Source organism: Nocardioides sp. NPDC023903 (assembly GCF_040639295.1).
GTDB lineage: Bacteria > Actinomycetota > Actinomycetes > Propionibacteriales > Nocardioidaceae > Nocardioides.
The window spans coordinates 21,605-40,413 of record NZ_JBEZZS010000007.1 but is presented as its reverse complement, the minus strand read 5'-3'; the positions used below and the strand labels follow the sequence as shown (position 1 = coordinate 40,413).

The following is an 18,809-nucleotide window of genomic DNA, read 5'->3' as shown; positions in this document are numbered from 1 at the left end:
GCCGTCTCCCATTCTCCTAGTGTCGTTCCGCATTCTGCCCCACCCGCCCAGAAGATAGGCTCGACGGCATGGATCTGGCGGCTGAGCTGGCGGCAGCACGAGAGAACTACACCCGCAGCGGGCTGCACGAGGACGACCTCGCGAGCGACCCGTTCCTGATGTTCGAGAGGTGGTACGCCGAGGCTCGGGACGCGGGCATCGTCGAGCCCAACGCGATGGTGGTCTCGACCGTCTCGCCGGACGGCGCGCCCTCGTCGCGGACCGTGCTGCTGAAGGGCTTCTCGACCGAGGGCTTCACCTTCTTCACCAACACCGCCTCCCGCAAGGGCTCCGACCTCGCGCACAACCCGCGCTGCGCGGTGCTCTTCCCGTGGCACCCGCTGGAGAGGCAGGTACGCATCGACGGGCTCGCCCACGAGCTCTCCCGAGAGGACGTCGAGGCCTACTTCTCCCAGCGTCCGCGCGGCTCCCAGCTCGGCGCGCACGCCTCTCACCAGAGCCGCGTCGTCTCCGGGCGCGAGGAGCTGGAGGCAGCCTACGAACGGATCGAGGCACACTTCGATGGCCGGCCGGTCCCGGTGCCCGAGGAGTGGGGCGGTTACCGGGTCGAGCCGGAGCGGGTGGAGTTCTGGCAGGGCCGGCCGGGGCGGATGCACGATCGGCTCGTCTACCTCCGCGAGGGCGACAAGTGGCGCACCGAGCGGCTGGCCCCGTGACGGGTCCGACCGGGATGGAGCGGGTCACCCAGGCGCTCGGCGGGCGGATCGCCTACGGCGCCGACTACAACCCGGAGCAGTGGCCGGAGGAGGTCTGGGACGAGGACGTACGCCTCATGCGGGAGGCCGGGGTCAACCTGGTCAGCGTGGGGATCTTCTCCTGGGCCCTGCTCGAGCCCGAGCCGGGGACGTACGACTTCGGCTGGCTCGACCGGGTGCTCGACAAGCTGCACGAGGGCGGGATCGCCGTGGACCTGGCGACCGCGACCGCGAGCCCGCCGCCGTGGTTCCTCGAGCGTCATCCGGAGGCGACACTCGTCGACCAGATCGGCACTCCGCGCGCGTTCGGTGCGCGCCAGGCGTACTGCCCCTCGTCGGTCGCCTACCGCGAGGTCGCCACGACCCTCATCACCGAGCTGGTCAAGCGCTACGACGACCACCCGGCGGTGGTGATGTGGCACGTCAACAACGAGTACGGCTGCCACAACGACCACTGCTTCTGCGACGCCAGCGCGGTGGCTTTCCGGCGGTGGCTGCAGGAGCGTCATGGCTCCGTCGAGAAGCTCAACGAGGCGTGGGCGACGGCCTTCTGGAGCCAGCGCTACACCAGCTGGGAGCAGATCGGACCGCCGCGTCAGGTCTCCTACGGCAACTTCGCCAACCCCGGTCAGCAGCTGGACTGGTGGCGGTTCTGCTCCGACGAGATCCGCGACATCCTCCGGGTCGAGGCGGCGGCGGTGCGGGCGCACTCGGACAAGCCCCTGACCACCAACTTCATGGGGTTCCGCAAGTCGCTGGACTACCGGAGCTGGGTCGACGTCGAGGACCTGGTCTCCAACGACCATTACCTGATCGCAGCCGACGAGGACCGCACCCCGCAGCTCGCGATGACCGCCGACCTCACCCGTTCGTTGGCCCACGGTGAACCGTGGCTGCTGATGGAGCACTCCACCTCCGCGGTCAACTGGCAGCCGCGCAACATCGCCAAGACCGCCGGCGAGATGCGCCGCAACTCCTTCCAGCACGTCGCGCGCGGCGCGGACGGCGCCCTGTTCTTCCAGTGGCGTGCCTCGCGCGGTGGCGCGGAGAAGTTCCACTCCGCGATGGTCCCGCACGCCGGCACCGAGAGCCGGCTGTGGCGAGACGTCGTACGCCTCGGGGCGGATCTCTCCGCGATCGCGGAGGTCGCCGGCACCCGGGTGGAGCAGGCCAGTGTCGGGATCGTCTTCGACTGGGAGTCGTGGTGGGCGGCGACCTTCGACTCGCACCCCTCGGTCGACGTCGACCCGATGGTGACCGCCAGGGCCTGGCACCGGGCTTGCTGGGCCCGCAACCTCGGCGTCGACATCATCGGGGTCATCGATCCGCTCGACGGCTACGACGTAGTGGTGCTGCCCGTGCAGTACCTGCTTTCCGACGACACTGTCGACCGCCTCACCGCCTTCGTCGAGGCTGGCGGCACCCTGGTCGCCACCTACTTCAGCGGGATCGTCGACGAGCACGACCACATCCGGCTGGGCGGCTACCCGGGCGCGCTGTCCGACCTTCTCGGGGTGCGGATCGAGGAGTTCTGCCCGCTTCCCGAGGGCGACGAGATTCCGCTGACCGCCTACGGCTCCGGCACGATCTGGAGCGAGCGCGGCCGCGCCGTCGGGGCCGATGTCGTGGCTGCGTACGCCATCGGCGACTGCGTCGGCGACCCGGCCGTCACGCGCCGACGGGTCGGCAAGGGCACCGCCTGGTACGTCGGCACCGAGCTCACCCCCGACGCCCTCGACACCCTGGCCACCCAGATCTTCACCACGACCAAGCCGGTCGTCGGGGGCCTCCCCGAGGGCGTCGAGGCGATCCGGCGGGTCGGTGAGCAGGGGACGTACGTCTTCGTCATCAACCACACCCATGAGGCCGTCATCGTCCCCGTCCGCGGCACCGACCTTCTCTCCGGCAACGAAGGCGGCCCCCACCTTGTGCGCGCGGGTCAGGTCGCGGTCATCCGGGAGGGGTGACGGCGCCCCGGGGAATGGACGACCGGTAGCGGCGGGGCTTGCCCTCGCCCAGGTCGGCGAGGGTGTTGACGCGGCGGACGGTGATGTCGCGGGCGAGCATGGCGCCGAGGCGGTTGGCGACCGCGCCGGCGTCGCCGCCGGCGATGGTCGCGACGACGGCGCCGTCGGCGGCCTGCTCCACCGACCAACCACGGGCGCCCGCGTCCTGGAGGTGCTGGGTGAGGTCGACGCAGGGGACGAGGGTGCCGGCCGGGGTGGTGAAGACGGTGGCCTCGCGCCCTTCGAGGGCGTCGATCGCGAGCCTGCCGCCGACGCGAACCAGGCGGCCGGTGTCGCCGGTGCGGTAGCGGACCAGGGGCAGAAAGGCGTTCTCACCCGCGGTGACGACGATCTCGCCGATCTCGCCTTCGGGGAGGGCGGAGCCGTCGGGACCGAGGATCTCGACGTGCACCCGGCGGTCGGCGACGACGAACGGGCCGCCGTCGGTGCTGACCGCCACCGGCCGGGTCTCGTGCAGCCCGTAGACGTCGATCACCGGGCATTGGAAGGTCCGCTGCAGCTCGGCGCGCAGGGTCGCGCTCAACGCCATCGCGGAGGAGATGATCGCGATCGGGCGTACGACGTCGCGGAGGTCGAGGAGATGCTCCAGCGATGTGGGGTGGCCGGAGATGACCTGCGGGTCGGCGTCGCGCAGGAACGCCCGCTGGCTCTCGAGTGGCCACTCGCCGGGGTGCAGGTTCACCCGCGCGACCAGGCTCTCGCCGAAGCCGGGAGCGACCGAGACGTACGTGAACGCCTGGCGTTGCCACACGACCTGCACCACGGCGAAGCGAGCCGGATCCGGCACCCAGCTGCCAGTAAGGCCGGCGATCAGGTCGCGGAGCCAGTGGAACCCGCGGGCCAGCTCGTCGGGATCGTCGGGCATCACCAGCGCCGCCCCGGTGCTCCCCGAGGAGGTGCCGTGCAGCATCCGCCCGTAGTCGGCATCCAGCGGCACGAACCCGCCGATGTCGTCGACCAGGTTCTGCCGCGTGATCAGCGGAAACTCGGCGAGGGTGTCGAGCGACCCCCGATGCCGACGGTACGCAGGCAGTGACCGCGCCACCGCCAGGTGCTGCTCGAGCCAGCCCGTGAGCGGAAGCTGTGACCGGGCCGCCTCCTGCTCGGCAGGAGTGAGCCGGTGGCCGACCCGGTGTCGCCAGACCGGCGCGGCGGGATGACGGTCCGCCGCGGCCATGCGAGCTTCTCCGGCGGCCGAGAGCCCCGGCCAGCGCTCGGCGTCGGTGAGGGCGGCCGAGGCCATCGGGGTGTATTCGGCCAGGTCAAGCGGGTCCTGTGTCTCGCTCACGGTCACTCCGGGCTGTAGCGGCTGGCGGCCTCGCGCGCTCGCGCGTCCTCCAGGCGCCGCCGGATCTCGGAGCGGTGCTCACGGTCGCGCCGGGCCCGTTCGAGCGCCTCGGCGCGGGCGGCGGAGTCGAGGCGCGACAACAGGGCGCGGGCGTTGCGCTCGTCCTCGCGCGCAGGCAGTTGCCCGTTCCACAGCAGGAAGGTCCGCGCCGCCTCCTCGCGGCGCTCGGCCTCCTCGACCCAGCGTTGCGGCTCGACGACCGCGGCCAGGCGCAGCGACAGCGTCACCAGCGCCCGGTCGAACCGGTCCTCACGCAGCGCGGCCGAGAAGGGCCCGGCCAGCTCTTGCGACGCGACCAGCCACAGGACGACTCCGGCTCCCTGGCGCGCGACCGCTTTCCCGGTCGCTGCCACTCTCCGAGCAGCCGCGATGAACCGCCCATCGGAGGTGTCGAGCACGTCCCCGGCCAGCGCGACGATGTCGATGGTGTCGTCGAGGAACCACGACGGCGTGGTCGAGATCCGGGCCATCACCTCGTCGACCGACGGTCCCGGCGCCAGCCCGTTCCAGGCGGCGTCGGGATCGAGCTCCTCATCGAGCCAGGCCTCGAACAACTCCTCGTCAGCCACGGGTTGCTCCCTCTGGGGTGTAGACGGCGATCCGGGCGGCGAGCGCCGCGCATGCCGCGGGCGCCTGCGCGACGTCCGGGATCTCGGCGACGTCGTAGCCGAGCCGTTCGGCCTGCTCGCGCGACTGCCCGCGCCAATGTCCGATGATCATCAGTGACCCGGTGTCGATCACGCGCCGTACGGCGGGGGCGACGTCGGCGTACTCCTCCTGGCCGCGGCCCACGAACGTGTCCAGCCCGGCGTCGGAGAGCACCACGAGGTGGCGCTGCCCGTCTGGTCGATGAGACTCGGGATAGCGGGCACGGAGCAGGTCGAGCGGGAAGGTCGTGCCGCCGCCGAAGTAGGTGGTCAGCTGTCGCATGATCTCGACCCGGTCGCGCGTGTAGGCGCTGTCGCCGGCGACCTGGCCGGCCGAGCTCCACGAGGTGACCCGTACCCGCCCGCCGCCGCGCAGCACCGAGAGCGACAGGATCGTCCCGGCGACGATCGCGGCCGAACCTCGCTGCGGGTTCGTCATCGACCCCGAGGAGTCGAGGTAGAGGTCGAGCAGGACCGGCTCGTACGCCGGCTCGGGCTCGTCCGCGATGAACGTACGCCGCCGCGTGGTCACCCCCGGCACGAACACCGCGCCCGTGGTCAGCGTCGCCGGCCAGTCCAGGTCGGCCAGGTCGTCGCCGAGTTCCCACTCCTCCAAGGGACCGGGGATCGCGGGCCCTGCGGGAGCGAGTCCGCGCTGCACCAGGGGTGCGACGTGTGGGCGGGCCTCGGCCTCGTACCAGGCTGCCATCACCGCGTTGGGGTCGGCGCCCGCCATCAGCTCGAGCGTTCTGGCCAGCCCGAGCGCTTGCCCGCTGCCGTCGGAGGCGGCCGCGTCGGCGTCACCCTCGGCGAGGACGACCTCGGCGTCGTCGGGATGCACCAACGGCGTCTGCAGCCGCGGGTCGCCGATCGCTCCGGCGAGCTCGGCCGCGCTGGGTGCGCCTGGCGAGTCCTCGTGGCACCCGCTGCTCTTGAAGCCCAGCAGCAGGTAGGGCGCCATCACCATGGCCCAGGGCACGGCCCCGCTGACCGGGTCGGCGGCGAGGGTACGCACCACGTCGGCCACCGTCGTCGCGTCGTGAGCCGGGTCGAGGCCTGCTCGCGGGTCGTACTCGAGCTCGGCGACCTCCCGTTTGGCCTGATAGGCCTCGTTCCGCTGCTTCGGCTTCGAGCCGCGCAGGCGGCGCCGGGCATTGCTGAGCTGTTGCTCGTAGTCCGTCTTCCACCGCGTCGGCGGCTCGGGCCACGCGAGGTCGCCCTCGGGGAGCCGCCAGAGGAGCTCGTACGCCCGCTGCACCACCCACCACAGCTCGTTGTCCTCCGCGCCACGCAGACCCTTGGCCAGCGTGGGCGCGGCGAGAGCTCGGGTGAGCTGCACCATGTCGGGGGTCTCGTCCGGGCCGAGCCGCGCGCGCTGCAGCTGCATCACCCGGTCGTTGATCAGCATGTCGGACCACAGGTTGGCGCAGAACCCGCTCGCGGCGACCAGATCGAGGCGGTGCTGCCGGTCGTAGAGATCGATCACCCGTGCCATCTGCTGACGGATCTTCAGCGAGTCGACCCGGGTGCTCGGGGAGAGCACGTGGTGGCCGATCTCGTGAGCGAAGACGCTGGTCAGGTGGCCTTCTCCACCGTGGCGGGCGAGCTCGCCGGGGTCGACGTTGACCTCCGGTGGAAACCCGAACCAGGCGAAGCTGCCCTCGTCGGAACGGATGTGCACGACCGGGTCATGGAGGTCCACGCCCCACAGGTCGAGGGCTGCCTCCCAGGCCTCGCGCTCAGTCGCGGTCGGCGCTCTCACGCGGCCTCCCGCACGACCTCGAGCAGGTAGGAGGTGGGCACGCTGACCACCCGGACACCGTCGGTGCCCGCAGCGTCGCCGGCGTCCGTCGGATCGTCGTCGGCCAGCGACACCGAGTGACCGAACAGGTCGGCGTCGACCGCCCACAGCTCCTCACCGACCTCCACCAGCCACCGTCGCTCACCCGCCGAGATGACGTCACCCGGGTGCGCCAGCCACGGCCCGCCGAGCCCGGCGAAACCGCCGATCCTCGCGATCAGATAGGCGCGGCCGAGGCGCTGCCAGGCGGGCCAGAAGAACCGGTCCGTACGCTGCCCCTCGACGAATCCGGCCACGTCGGGCCCCGGCATCCCGAGGGTCGCGCCGACCGCGTCCGCCAGTCCGGCGTCGAGACAGGACGAGGCCGCTCGGAGGGCGTCCGTGCGCAGTCCGATGACTCCGGCGCGCCAGGCGGCTACGGCGGCGAGATCCTGGACCGCGGCGGTCTCGGGCGCTTTCGGCGCGGCCGCTAGGCCGGCGGTCAGCGACGTCCCGAAGAGCCCGGTGTCCCCGCCCCAGCGGGCGACGTTGGCGACGGCCAGATCCAGGTCCAGCCCGGCGACGGCGGGCAGCGCGACCGGCTCGCGAGCCACCGAGGCGTTCACGGAGTGCCCAGGACGCCGGATCATGAACCCTCCAGCCAGTGGAGGTAGTTGGAGTAGCGCTGATGGAGATACTTCAGCGCGACCAGGTCGTCGTAGTCGCGGCCGTAGATCTTGCCGACCTTCGAGATCCGGCCGACCTCCGACTCGATCCGGGTCAGCCGCTGCGAGACGGTCAGCCGGTCGAGCCCGTCCAGCCCGCCCCCGAGCTCGGCGATCAGGTCGCCGACCGGGTCGGAGGCTTCGAGGCCGAGCGCGACGAACTGCTTCATCGCGGTGTCGAAGAGGTCGACGAGCCAGGAGGCCGGGTCGTGGGCGAGCTCCTTGTCGCCGGCCTCGAAGCGCGGGTGCTGCGGGTTGGGCAGCAGCTTCCCGCGGAGCACGAACGGCACCATGGCGCGCACGTCGTCGAGCCCGACGGAGGCGGCGCCGCGAAACCACGCGGACGCCTTGGCGTACATGATCAGGGTCTGCAGCGCTCGCACGGAGAGACCGTTCAGGGTCTGCGCGCCGAGGTCGACGACCAGGTCGGCGCCGGAGTTGGCGTCGATGACCGCGCTCACGTCGCCGCCGGCGGTCGCGACGACGTCCTTGGTGCGGTACTCGAACCGCCGCCCGCCGTGCTGCACGAACTCGAACTGCCCGGTGAAGTACTCCAGCTTCCGGCGTACGTCCGCAGGCAGCGGCACCGCCCGGATGGCGGCCAGCATCTTCGACTGCTCGTCGGGGGAGAAGACCAGCGAGGACGGCACGTGCTCCTCCGGCCGCTCACCGGCCTCGACCCGGGTGACCAGCTCGTCGAAGAAGCGGCCGTTGAAGCCGAACGCCTGCACGGTGACGTCGAGCCGGTCCTTGAGGGCCTGGATGACCTGGAAGGTCCCGCCGCCGGAGTCGTCGTTGGCGGTGAAGAACCAGCTCTCGACGCCCTCGTCCGGAGCAGTCCGGCGCAGCTGGTCGTGGCTCTCCACATAACCCTCGGCGACCATGGTGAGCAGCGCCGACTGGGTCTTGGTGGGGATGCGGTTGTACTCGTCGACGATCTTGACCTTCTGCGTCAGCCACGACTTCCAGGCGATCGTGATCTCCGCCAGCGACCCGGCGGTGACGAGGTCGCGCGGCAGCGGCAGCCCGACCAGATCCGACACGGTCAGCTGCGGCTGCCCCTGCTGGAGGTGGCGGCGTACGTCCTCCGGGGTCGCTCCGGACAGCACCCCCATCAGCACAGCGAGCGTCGTCTTGCCGCGGCCCGGCCCGCCGATCATCAGGCACTTCCCGCCGACCGCGAAGGTGAGCAGCGGCAGCAGCACGTTGGAGGAGTAGGCCGGCTGGGTCGGCAGCGTGATCTCCGCCCCGGCATCGCCGAGCGGGAACCGGTTGGCCTTCGCGGCATCGAACTCGACGTCGTAGAACGGCGAGATCACCGCCTTGTTGACCAGCCAGAAATAGGTACGCCGCAGCTTCTCGTCCAGCTCGACGGTCTCGTCCGGGGACCTGAAGAGGTCGGCGGCGGTGAGCCCGTCGCGCGGCCCGCCGTGCTGGACGTGCGGCACGGTCGGCGACGCCGATGTCTTCTGCCAACGGTCGCTCATCTACCCAGCTCCTCCAATGACGGGCCGATCCGGTTGCTTCGCCCGAGCAATGGCTCGAGGAACTCTTTGGTGGCGGCGAGCCGCTCCGGCACGCTGCCGCGGACCTCGATCCAGGGCACCGGCTGCTCGGCCAGCACCTCTCGGAACCGCTCCTGCATCCCGTGCCGGACGTGCTCGCCGTCGCGCATCCCATCCTGCACGAACGGGATCTCGTCCCCGGTCAGGACGTACGCGACCGGCTGGTGCGTGGCGGCGCGCTCGACCAGGTGGTCGGGGGTCGGGCCGACGTAGCGCTCGTGCCACAGCGTCGTCGCCAGCACGTCGGTGTCGCAGACCAGAACCGGCTTCGGCACCCGCCTCCGGGCGGCGTCCTCCCAGCCGATCTGCCGGTCGACGATGAGGTCGAACTCGTCGCTGCGCCACGGGGCGAACAGGCCACCGGGGCGGATCTCCGACCAGAGCCGTCCGTACTCCGGAACGCAGTGGGTGCCCAGGTCAGCGGCCAGTTTCTCGGCCAGTGTCGTGGTGCCGGTCGACTCCGCGCCGAGCACGACGACCCGCTCGGTGAGCCAAGCGCGGACCGGCGCCGGCAGCTCGGCCCAGTGGTCGGTCAGGTCGGGGCGTACGGCGGTGCCGGAGACGGGGTTGAACACCCGCCCGGGATCGACCTGAACCCAGGTCGCGTTCAGCCGCCGGGCGAGTTCCTCGCCGTAGGCGTCGGAGGAGAAGACCGCGTCGACGGGCGCCGGGAGCAGCTCGGAGATGACGATCATGTGCTCGTCCCAGGCCGCCGGGTCGTCGAAGTCGACCCGGGCCTCGTCCATCGCGGCGACCACGTGGGCGGTCGGGTGCTCCTCGCGCAGCCACTCCGCGCGCACCTCGAGCGGGATGGTCTCCACCTGCGAGCCGAGGAGCTCGACCGTGACCCGGTCGCACGCCCGCAGCGCCGCGCGGATGAGCGCCTGGTGGCCGGCGTGGAACGGGTAGAACTTCCCGAGGACCAGGCCGTGGCCGTATGCCTTCTCAGACACCCGCGACCTCCGGCTCGCGCTGGCCGACCAGCACCCGGCGCCAGTCCCGCAGCGCGACCAGGACGATCACACAGAAGCCGAGGTAGAGCACCGCGGTCGGCCACAGCCCCTTGTAGGCGTACAGGCCGACGGAGACGACGTCGACGGCCAGCCAGACCAGCCAGCACTGCCACCAGCGCCGGTTGAGCATGATCTGAGCGATCACGCTGCCAGCGGTCACCGCCGCGTCGGGAAGCTCGGTCGTGGAGTCGGTGAAGGCGAACAGGACGTACGCGATCGCCGCCAGCGCCACCACGAACCCCAGCGCCAACAGCAGCAATGTCCGGGCCGAGGCGACCCCGACGAACGCCTCGTCACGGCGCAGGTGCGCCTCCGACTCCCGCCGCCGCGCCAGCGACCAGTCGACCCAACCGGTCACCGAGAGCACCATGAACATGATCTGCAGCGCCGCGTCGGCGTAGAGCGCACTCTCGGCGAAGACGACCAGGTAGAGCGCGGTGTTCGCGATCCCGATCGGATACGTCCACATGCTCCGCCGCGCCGCCAGGATCACGCATGCCGCCCCCGTGACGACCCCCGCGATCTCGACCCAGTGCGCCACCAACCAACTCTGCATGGCCGAACCCTATGGGACGCGAAGAGCCCGGATGCTCGGGTTGAGCATCCGGGCCCTTCGGGGTGGTAGGAATCCCCGGTTAACCGGGGAAACCTGCACTTCTCAGGTGTTGCATTGCCAGAGAAGTGCAGGGATACCCTGTTAACCGGGTATCCCTGCAGCGCCTCAGTGGCTGACCGCAGCCTTCGCGTTCACGATGCCAGCGCCGTAGAAGCCGTTCGGGGCCTCGCCACCCTCACAGGTGTGGGTCGAGGTCGCCGTGTTGCCGTTGGGCAGGTGGCGTACGTAGGTGAAGTCCGCCGGGACCGGGCACGCCTTGTCGGTGGCCGACTTGAGCAGGATCTTCTCGACCTTGTTGGGCGAGAGGGTCTTGCCGGAGAAGTCGCGGTTGCCGTACTCACCGACGATCAGCGCGGCCACACCAGCAGCGTGCGGGGAGGCCATCGAGGTGCCCTGCAGGTACTGGTAGTAGGAGCACTCACCGCTGGAGCAGTCCGAGACGGCCCAGGGCACCAGCACCTCGCCGGTGGCCGGGTCGATCGCGCCCTCGGCCACACCCAGGTCGTACGGGTAGGCGGCCAGGATGGTGGCGGCGTAGTCGCGCGTGCCGTCCGCAGTGTCGTACGCATCCCCACCAGGCGCCGCGACGTCGACGAAGCCGTCGCCGTAGCTGGAGTAGTAGGACTTGCGCTCCGACGGACCGGTGGAGCTGACCGCGATGACCCCGTTGCCCTCGGTCGGCATCGAGACGCACGACTCCGGGTCGAGCAGGTCACGGACGTAGGCGGCCTCGCCGGGCTCGCTGGCGTAGTCGGGGCTGCTCGCGTCGGTCTGCGGCTTGGTGTAGTCGATCGCCTGGTTGCCGGCGGCCGCGACGAGGGTGACGCCACGGGCGCGGGCGTAGTCGAGGGCACGCTGCATCGCGGTGATGATCGTGACCTGCTCGGCCTGGTCCGCGGCCGAGTCGGCCGGGTGGTTGGTGCAGTTGAACAGCCACGGGTCGACGTAGTAGCTCATGTTGACCACGTCGATGCCGTTGCGGCCGGCGTAGGTCAGCGCGTCGACCGACGGCTGCAGGAAGAAGTAGCCGGAGTCCTGGCCGGCGCGCAGGTTGACGATGTCGGCCTGCGGGGCGACGCCGGTGATACCGACGCCGTTGACCGGCGAGGCGATGGTCGAGGCGACGTGAGTGCCGTGGCCGTTCTCGTCGACGTCGGCCGCGTCCGAGCAGGACGCGTCGGGCTCGTCCTCACACGGACCGTCGACCACGGCGCCGTTGGCGTCGACCGGGATGTCGGTGGTGAAGTTGCGGCTCAGGTTCGCGTCGAAGTTGGGCGCGATGTCAGGGTGCGACCCGTCGACACCGGTGTCCAGGATGCCGACGCGGACACCCTTGCCACGCTCGGTGCGGTTGGCCTCGGCGGCATCGATCTGCTTCATGTCCCACTGCAGACCGGAGAGCGGCTCCGTGGACCCCTTGGGCTTCGGGGTCTTGGGTGCGGTGCCCTTGGTGCCGCTGCGGAACTCGGTCTCGACCTTCGACACCTCCTGCTTGCGGGCCTTGCTGGCCGCGTCCGGGGTCGTGGCGCCCACGATCCTGTCCTGGGCCGCGCCGACGAGGGCGTTCGAGGCGTTGGCCGCCTCGGCGAATCCCTCACCCGCGGTGACCGTCGCGACTCCGATGGCACTGTTCTCCGAAACGATCTCGCCCCCCGCGGCCTTCACCGCGGCACGGGCGCTGGCGGCCGAGGATCCCTCGGCATATGCCACGACATAGCGAACCTCCTGGTCAGAGGTGGCGTTGCCCGAGTTCGCCATGACGAGGGTGCCGGTGACCCCCAGCGCGACTGCGGCCGCGCCTGTCAACAACCTACGCATGCTGTCTCCATTCCTGGATTCGGTGGTCGAGATTGTCGGGACCACCCGCTGCCACGGCCCTTGTCGGCCCGACAGTGGGCCCAGCATGCCCTAGTCGGCATCGTGTCGAACAGGGTTTGGAGGCAGCATCCACCCATAATTGGGTTTGTGAGTGAGTGCTCACTCACTTAGGCTGGTCCACGTGGACGAACGACGTACGCGGGCCAAGCCGATTCCCGCAGCCGACCGGCGAGCAGCGATCATCGCGGCGACCGAGACGCTGCTGATCGAGCACGGCACGTCGACAACGACCAGGCTCATCGCCGAGGCGGCCGGAGTCGCCGAAGGCACGATCTTCAGACACTTCCGCGACAAGCGGGAGCTCTACCGGGCGGTCGCCGAGAACGTCTTCGACCCGACCAGGGGTGGCCAATCCATGGCGGACGTGGTGGAGGGCAAGGCCGACATCGAGGACAAGCTCCGTGCGGTCATCGACCTGCTCGCCGCGACGTCGCAGCGCGGCCTCCTCGTCATGATGGCCGTGCGCTCGGCCGTGACGGAGGAGCCCCATTCCGAGGGCGTCCGTCATCCACCCGGTCCTCCGAAGTTCCTCATCGAGGCCAACAAGGCCCTCATCGACAACCTGACGAGGCTCGTCTTCGAGCCGCACGTAAACGAGCTGCGGCTGCCGCCGCGCAAGGCCGCGCTGGTGCTGCGCAGCCTCACGATCGGGGCCTGGCTCCCTGGTCTGAACCGAACGAACCAGCCGCTGAGCAGCGAGGACGTCATCGACGTACTGCTCGGTGGGATTCTTATCGAGCACAGCCTGACCAGAGAGACCCCCTGAATGCTTCTCCGACTCCTTCGGGACTACCTGCTCCCGTACAAGAGATTCCTGGTCGTCATCGCGATCCTGCAGCTCGTCTCGACGTCGGCGTTCATGCTGCTGCCCAGCCTGAACGCCGACATCATCGACAAGGGCGTGACCGAGGGCGACACCCGCTACATCCTCGAGATCGGCGCGATCATGCTCGGCGTGGCGCTGGTGCAGATCCTCGCCTCGATCACGAGCGTCTACTTCGCCGCACGCAGCTCGATGAGCTTCGGCCGTGACCTGCGGGCGGCGATCTTCGCGAAGGTCGGCTCGTTCAGCGCTCGCGAGGTCGGCCGCTTCGGCGCCCCGTCGCTGATCACCCGGACCACTAACGACGTCCAGCAGGTCCAGATGCTCGCCGTGCTCACCTGCACGCTCGCGGTGATGGTGCCGATGATGATGGTCGGCGGCGTCGCGATGGCGATCCGCGTGGACGCCGGGCTCTCCTGGCTGCTCGCGGTCGTCATCCCCGTGCTGCTCATCTCCATGACCGTGGTCGTGCGCGGCATGGTCCCCAACTTCCGCAAGGTGCAGGAGCGAATCGACGCGGTCAACCGCATCCTGCGCGAGCAGATCACCGGCATCCGGGTGATCCGCGCGTTCGTACGCGAGCGTCAGGAGACCGAGCGCTTCGCGAAGGCCAACGACGACCTCACCGACGTCGCGCTGCGAGCCGGACGCTGGATGTCGACGATGTTCCCGCTGATGATGCTGGTCATCAACGTCGCCAGCGTGGCGGTGATCTGGTTCGGCGGCATCCGGGTCGACAACGGGTTGATGCAGGTCGGCCCGCTGACCGCGTTCCTGCAGTACCTGATGCAGATCCTGATGTCGATCATGATGGGCACCTTCATGCTCATGCAGGTGCCGCGCGCCGCCGTCTGCGCCGACCGCATCGCCGAGGTCCTCGACACCGAGTCCAGCGTGACCCCGCCGACGGCCGGAGTCACCGAGATCTCCCGGCACGGCTACGTCGACCTGACCGGAGCCGGCTTCACCTACCCCGGCGCGGACCACCCCGTTCTCCACGACCTCACCTTCGAGGCCCGCCCCGGGCAGACCGTCGCGATCATCGGCTCCACCGGCGCCGGCAAGACGACCCTCCTGGGCCTCATCCCGCGGCTCTTCGACGCGACGGCCGGTGTCGTCCGCGTGGGTGGGATCGACGTACGCGAACTCGACCCGGCCACGCTGCGCAGCTCGCTCGGGCTGGTCCCGCAGAAGGCGTTCCTCTTCACCGGCACCATCCGCTCCAACCTGCTTCACGGCAAGCCGGACGCGACCGATGAGGAGCTCTGGCATGCGCTCGAGGTCGCCCAGGCGCGTGACTTCGTGGAGCGGATGGCCCCCGAGGACGGCACCGGCCTCGACGCCGAGATCGACCAGGGCGGCACCAACGTCTCCGGTGGTCAGCGGCAACGTCTGGCCATCGCCCGGGCGCTGGTGAGGAGGCCCGACATCTATCTCTTCGACGACTCCTTCTCCGCGCTCGACGTCGCCACCGACGCCCGGCTCCGCGCCGCGCTCGCCCCCGAGACCCGCAACGCCACGGTCATCGTGGTCGCCCAGCGCGTCTCCACCATCCGCGACGCCGACAAGATCCTCGTGCTCGAGGACGGCGCCATCGTCGGCGAGGGCACCCATGAGGAGCTCCTCGCCGCCAATGCCACCTACCAGGAGATCGTCTCCTCCCAGCTCAGCGCAGAGGAGGCCGCGGCATGAGCGACCAGAAGGCCAGCCAGACGAACGGCCAGATGAAGAAGACCGAGCGGATCGTACGTCCCCAGGGCGGCCCCGGCCCGATGGGCGCAGGCGGCGCGGTGGGGGACAAGGCGATGAACTTCGTCCCCTCGGCCAAGCGGCTGCTGCGCCGGATGGCGCCCTACAAGGTCCATGCCTACGCCACCATCGGCCTGGCGGCGATCAGCGTCACCCTGATGTCGCTGGGGCCGTGGCTGCTGGGCAAGGCGACCAACATCATCTTCGGTGGCGTCTTCTCCAGGGAGCTGCCGGCGGGGGTCACCCAGGAGGAGGCCGTCGAGGGTCTGCGTGCCCAGGGCGACGACAAGCTCGCCGACATGCTCTCCGGGATGGAGTACGTCACCCCGGGCCAAGGTGTCGACTTCGACGCCCTGCGCAGCGCGCTGCTCGTGGTGCTCGCGGTCTACCTTGTCGCCTCCCTGCTCTCCTTCGTGCAGGGCTGGATCCTCAACTCCGTCGTCCAGGGCACCGTGAAGGGCCTGCGCGAGGACGTCGAGAAGAAGGTCCACAGCGTCCCGCTGTCCTACTTCGACAAGCAGCCGCGTGGCGAGCTGCTCAGCCGGGTCACCAACGACATCGACAACATCAGCCAGACCCTGCAGCAGACCTTCAGCCAGGTGCTGACGGCTCTGTTCACGCTGGTCACGGTGCTGTTCATGATGTTCTGGATCAGCCCCGTGCTGGCCCTGATCGCGCTGCTCGCGGTGCCCGTCTCGCTGGTGGTGACCGGCGCGGTGATGAAGCGGTCTCAGGGCCAGTTCGTGGCCCAGTGGCGCCACACCGGCAAGCTCAACGGTCACATCGAGGAGACCTTCTCCGGCCACGACCTGGTCAAGGTCTTCGGGCGTCAGGAGGAGGTCGAGAAGACCTTCGCCGAGGAGAACGACAAGCTCTTCGCCGCGTCCTTCAAGGCGCAGTTCATCAGCGGGATCCTGATGCCGCTGATGATGTTCGTCGGCAACCTGATGTTCGTGGTGGTCTGCGTCGTCGGGTCCCTCCGGGTCGCCAGCGGAGCCCTGAGCCTGGGTGAGCTGCAGGCCTTCATCCAGTACTCGCGCCAGTTCACCCAGCCCATCACCACCCTTGCGTCGATGATGAACCTGCTCCAGTCGGGCGTGGCCTCGGCCGAGCGGGTCTTCGAGCTGCTCGACGCCGAGGAGCAGACACCCGATGTCGGCATCCCCCGGAACGGCGCCGGTTCCGGCGAGGTCCGGTTCGAGCACGTGAGCTTCTCCTACGACAAGGACAGGCCGCTCATCCAGGACCTGTCCCTGGTGGCCCGGCCCGGGCAGACCGTCGCGATCGTCGGGCCCACCGGTGCCGGCAAGACCACCCTGGTCAACCTGATCATGCGGTTCTACGAGCTCGACGCCGGCCAGATCACCCTCGACGGCGTCGACATCGCCTCGGTTCCCCGTTCCGACCTGCGCGAACGCACCGGGATGGTGCTCCAGGACACCTGGCTCTTCGAGGGCACGATCCGCGATAACATTCGCTATGGCCGGCCGGACGCGACCGAGGAGGAGCTCCTCGAGGCGGCCCGGGCGACGTACGTCGACAGGTTCGTGCACTCGCTGCCGGATGGCTACGACACCCTGATCACCGACGAGGGCGGCAACCTCTCGGCGGGCGAGCGGCAGCTGATCACCATCGCGAGGGCCTTCCTCGCCGAGCCGTCGCTGCTGATCCTCGACGAGGCGACCTCCTCGGTCGACACGCGCACCGAGCTGCTCCTGCAGCACGCCATGGCGGCGCTGCGCTCGGACCGTACGTCCTTCGTGATCGCCCACCGGCTCTCCACGATCCGCGACGCCGACCTGATCCTGGTCATGCGCGACGGCGCGATCGTCGAGCAGGGCACCCACGCCGAGCTGCTCGAGGCCAAGGGCGCGTACGCCGAGCTCTACCAGTCGCAGTTCAGCCACGCCCTAGTGGAGGAGCCAGCCTGACAAATAAACCCTTTGATCCCGATATGGCCCGACGCCTACCGTTGAGCCACACGGGAAAGGAGGTGATCCGATCAGATGAAGAACGATTGGATGCGTGAGGTGGCTGCTCGCTAGCAGCTTCCCCAACTACGGATGGGGGCTGGCAATTCACTAGCAGCCACCCGACCCGCAGGCGTACCGGACTCATCCACCGGGTTGGCCACCAGGCCCGCCTGCGGGTCGCCCCGTTTTAGCGACCGGCGACAAGTTGCGTTTAGCAACTAATCCGACGTACATTGGTTGTCGATGTTCAACCAATTCGCGTGAGAGCCGAGTCCACACTTGTCAGAGTCCCAGCAGTCCTCGCAGGCCATCGCGGCGCCGCAGATGACCCATCGCCAGATCATGGAGGTCCTCTCCGGCCTTCTGATGGCGCTCTTCGTCGCCATGCTGTCGGGTACGTCGGTCGCCAACGCCCTGCCGCGGATCGTCACCGATCTCGGCGGCACCCAGGGTGGCTACACCTGGATCGTCGTCTCGAGCATGCTGGCGATGACCGCGACGATGCCGATCTGGGGCAAGCTCGCCGATCTCTACAACAAGAAGGTGCTGGTCCAGGCCGCGCTCGGCCTGTTCATCGTCGGCTCGGCGATCTGTGGTCTGGCGCCGTCGATGCCGGTGATCATCACCGGCCGGGTCATCGCCGGCCTCGGCATGGGCGGCATCATCGCGCTGATCCAGGTGATCATCGCGATGATCGTCTCCCCGCGTGAGCGCGGTCGCTACTCCGGTTACATCGGCGCGGTCTTCGCGCTGGCCACCGTCATCGGGCCGCTCGTCGGCGGCGTGATCGTCGACTCCCCTCTGGGCTGGCCCGGCGTCTTCTACGTCGGTGTGCCGTTCGCGGTGGTCGCCTTCATCCTGCTCCAGAAGACCCTGCACCTCCCGCACGTACGCCGCGAGGTCAGCATCGACTACCTCGGTGCGTTCCTGCTGGTCGCCGGCGTCTCCACCCTGCTGATCTGGGTCACCCTGGGCGGCGACTCCTTCGCGTGGACCTCGCTGATGTCGTACGCCCTGGTCGCCGGCAGCGTCGTCGTGCTGGCCCTCGCAATCCTGGTCGAGGGCAGGTTCGCCAAGGAGCCGATCATCCCGCTGCGCCTCTTCCGCGACCGCACGATGGTCTTCTCCACCATTGCCTCGTTCTTCGTCGGTGCCGGGATGTTCGGTGCGACGGTCTACCTGCAGCAGTACTTCCAGACCGCTCGCGGGATGACGCCGACCCACGCCGGCCTGATGTCGATCTGCATGGTGTTCGGGCTCTCCGGTGCCGGGATGGTCACCGGACGCCTGATCAGTTCCACCGGACGCTGGAAGCGCTACCTGATCTTCGGCGGCATCATGCTGCCGATCGGGCTCTACCTGCTCAGCACGATCGACGAGCACACCAACCTGGCCATGGTCGGCGCCTTCATGGCCATCCTCGGTCTCGGCGTCGGCGCCACCAACCAGAACCTCGTGCTCGCGGTGCAGAACAACCTCGACAACAAGGACATGGGTGCGGGCTCCTCGGTCGTCGCCTTCTTCCGGTCGATGGGCGGCTCGATGGGCATCGCCGCTCTCGGCGCCGTGCTCTCCCACCGGGTCGAGGACGTCATCACCGACGGCATTCCCAAGCTGGTGGCCAGCGGAAAGGTCACCCCTGAGGAGCTCCAGAGCCTGCAGGGCGGCGGGCTCGCCGACCCGGCGAGCATGCCGAGCGCGGTGCAGGCCCTCTACGAGCACGCCTTCGCCGTCGCCACGGCCGATCTCTTCCTGGTGGCCATCCCGTGCGCGGTCATCGCGCTGGTTGCGATCCTGGGTATCAAAGAGGTTCCGCTCAAGACTACGATCGAGGACCTCGCCGACGATGAGATCGCTCCTGAGGTCGCTGTGGAGCTCGAGGCGGGGGGAGCGGGCCGGAGATGACAGGG

At 69.5% G+C, this 18,809-nt stretch carries 14 protein-coding genes; 6 read left to right on the top strand and 8 right to left on the bottom strand.

The features are described 5' to 3' along the window. Positions 1-68: 68 nt before the first annotated feature. Together pdxH and AB0F44_RS10255 are read left to right on the top strand one after the other, a co-directional pair. Entirely contained in the window at positions 69-716 is a 648-nt protein-coding gene (gene pdxH / locus AB0F44_RS10260) for a pyridoxamine 5'-phosphate oxidase (RefSeq protein WP_357355038.1), read from the top strand. Continuing rightward, entirely contained in the window at positions 713-2,722 is a 2,010-nt protein-coding gene (locus tag AB0F44_RS10255; protein WP_357355036.1) for a beta-galactosidase, read from the top strand. The genes pdxH and AB0F44_RS10255 overlap by 4 nt, the downstream gene beginning before the upstream one ends. Here AB0F44_RS10255 and AB0F44_RS10250 read toward each other — a convergent pair. From AB0F44_RS10250 to AB0F44_RS10215, 8 genes are all read right to left on the bottom strand, one after another. Then, on the bottom strand, positions 2,706-4,070 hold the full coding sequence (locus AB0F44_RS10250) for an AMP-binding protein (protein ID WP_357355034.1): 1,365 nt from the start codon (positions 4,068-4,070) through the stop codon (positions 2,706-2,708). The genes AB0F44_RS10255 and AB0F44_RS10250 overlap by 17 nt on opposite strands. A gap of 2 nt (positions 4,071-4,072) precedes the next feature. Beyond that, the gene (locus AB0F44_RS10245; RefSeq protein WP_357355032.1) at positions 4,073-4,699 is read right to left on the bottom strand and encodes a hypothetical protein; all 627 of its coding nucleotides are present in this window, start codon (positions 4,697-4,699) and stop codon (positions 4,073-4,075) included. After that, on the bottom strand, positions 4,692-6,539 hold the full coding sequence (locus AB0F44_RS10240; RefSeq protein WP_357355030.1) for a vWA domain-containing protein: 1,848 nt from the start codon (positions 6,537-6,539) through the stop codon (positions 4,692-4,694). Before AB0F44_RS10240 ends, AB0F44_RS10245 begins: the two co-directional genes overlap by 8 nt. Continuing rightward, entirely contained in the window at positions 6,536-7,207 is a 672-nt protein-coding gene (locus AB0F44_RS10235; RefSeq protein WP_357355028.1) for a hypothetical protein, read from the bottom strand. Before AB0F44_RS10235 ends, AB0F44_RS10240 begins: the two co-directional genes overlap by 4 nt. After that, positions 7,204-8,769: a MoxR family ATPase gene (locus tag AB0F44_RS10230; protein WP_357355026.1), complete on the bottom strand. Its 1,566-nt coding sequence runs from the start codon at positions 8,767-8,769 to the stop codon at positions 7,204-7,206. Before AB0F44_RS10230 ends, AB0F44_RS10235 begins: the two co-directional genes overlap by 4 nt. Then, positions 8,766-9,800, bottom strand: a complete 1,035-nt coding sequence (locus AB0F44_RS10225) for an AAA family ATPase (protein ID WP_357355024.1) — start codon at positions 9,798-9,800, stop codon at positions 8,766-8,768. The genes AB0F44_RS10230 and AB0F44_RS10225 overlap by 4 nt, the downstream gene beginning before the upstream one ends. Continuing rightward, on the bottom strand, positions 9,793-10,416 hold the full coding sequence (gene pnuC / locus AB0F44_RS10220; protein WP_357355022.1) for a nicotinamide riboside transporter PnuC: 624 nt from the start codon (positions 10,414-10,416) through the stop codon (positions 9,793-9,795). The genes AB0F44_RS10225 and pnuC overlap by 8 nt, the downstream gene beginning before the upstream one ends. A 165-nt stretch (positions 10,417-10,581) precedes the next feature. Continuing rightward, a complete protein-coding gene (locus tag AB0F44_RS10215; protein WP_357355019.1) occupies positions 10,582-12,294 on the bottom strand; it encodes a S8 family serine peptidase in 1,713 nt (570 codons plus the stop codon). 181 nt (positions 12,295-12,475) lie between these two features. On the opposite strand from AB0F44_RS10215, the gene AB0F44_RS10210 reads away from it, so the two are divergent. The 4 genes from AB0F44_RS10210 (at position 12,476) to AB0F44_RS10195 (ending at position 18,804) form a co-directional block, all read left to right on the top strand. Continuing rightward, positions 12,476-13,120, top strand: coding sequence for a helix-turn-helix domain-containing protein (locus AB0F44_RS10210; protein WP_357355017.1), 645 nt, complete (start codon positions 12,476-12,478; stop codon positions 13,118-13,120). After that, positions 13,121-14,869, top strand: a complete 1,749-nt coding sequence (locus AB0F44_RS10205; RefSeq protein WP_357355015.1) for an ABC transporter ATP-binding protein — start codon at positions 13,121-13,123, stop codon at positions 14,867-14,869. Beyond that, complete coding sequence (locus AB0F44_RS10200) at positions 14,866-16,857, top strand: ABC transporter ATP-binding protein (RefSeq protein ID WP_357355013.1); 1,992 nt, start codon at positions 14,866-14,868, stop codon at positions 16,855-16,857. The genes AB0F44_RS10205 and AB0F44_RS10200 overlap by 4 nt, the downstream gene beginning before the upstream one ends. Before the next feature lie 321 nt (positions 16,858-17,178). After that, positions 17,179-18,804, top strand: coding sequence for an MDR family MFS transporter (locus AB0F44_RS10195; protein WP_357355012.1), 1,626 nt, complete (start codon positions 17,179-17,181; stop codon positions 18,802-18,804). Positions 18,805-18,809: the final 5 nt, after the last annotated feature.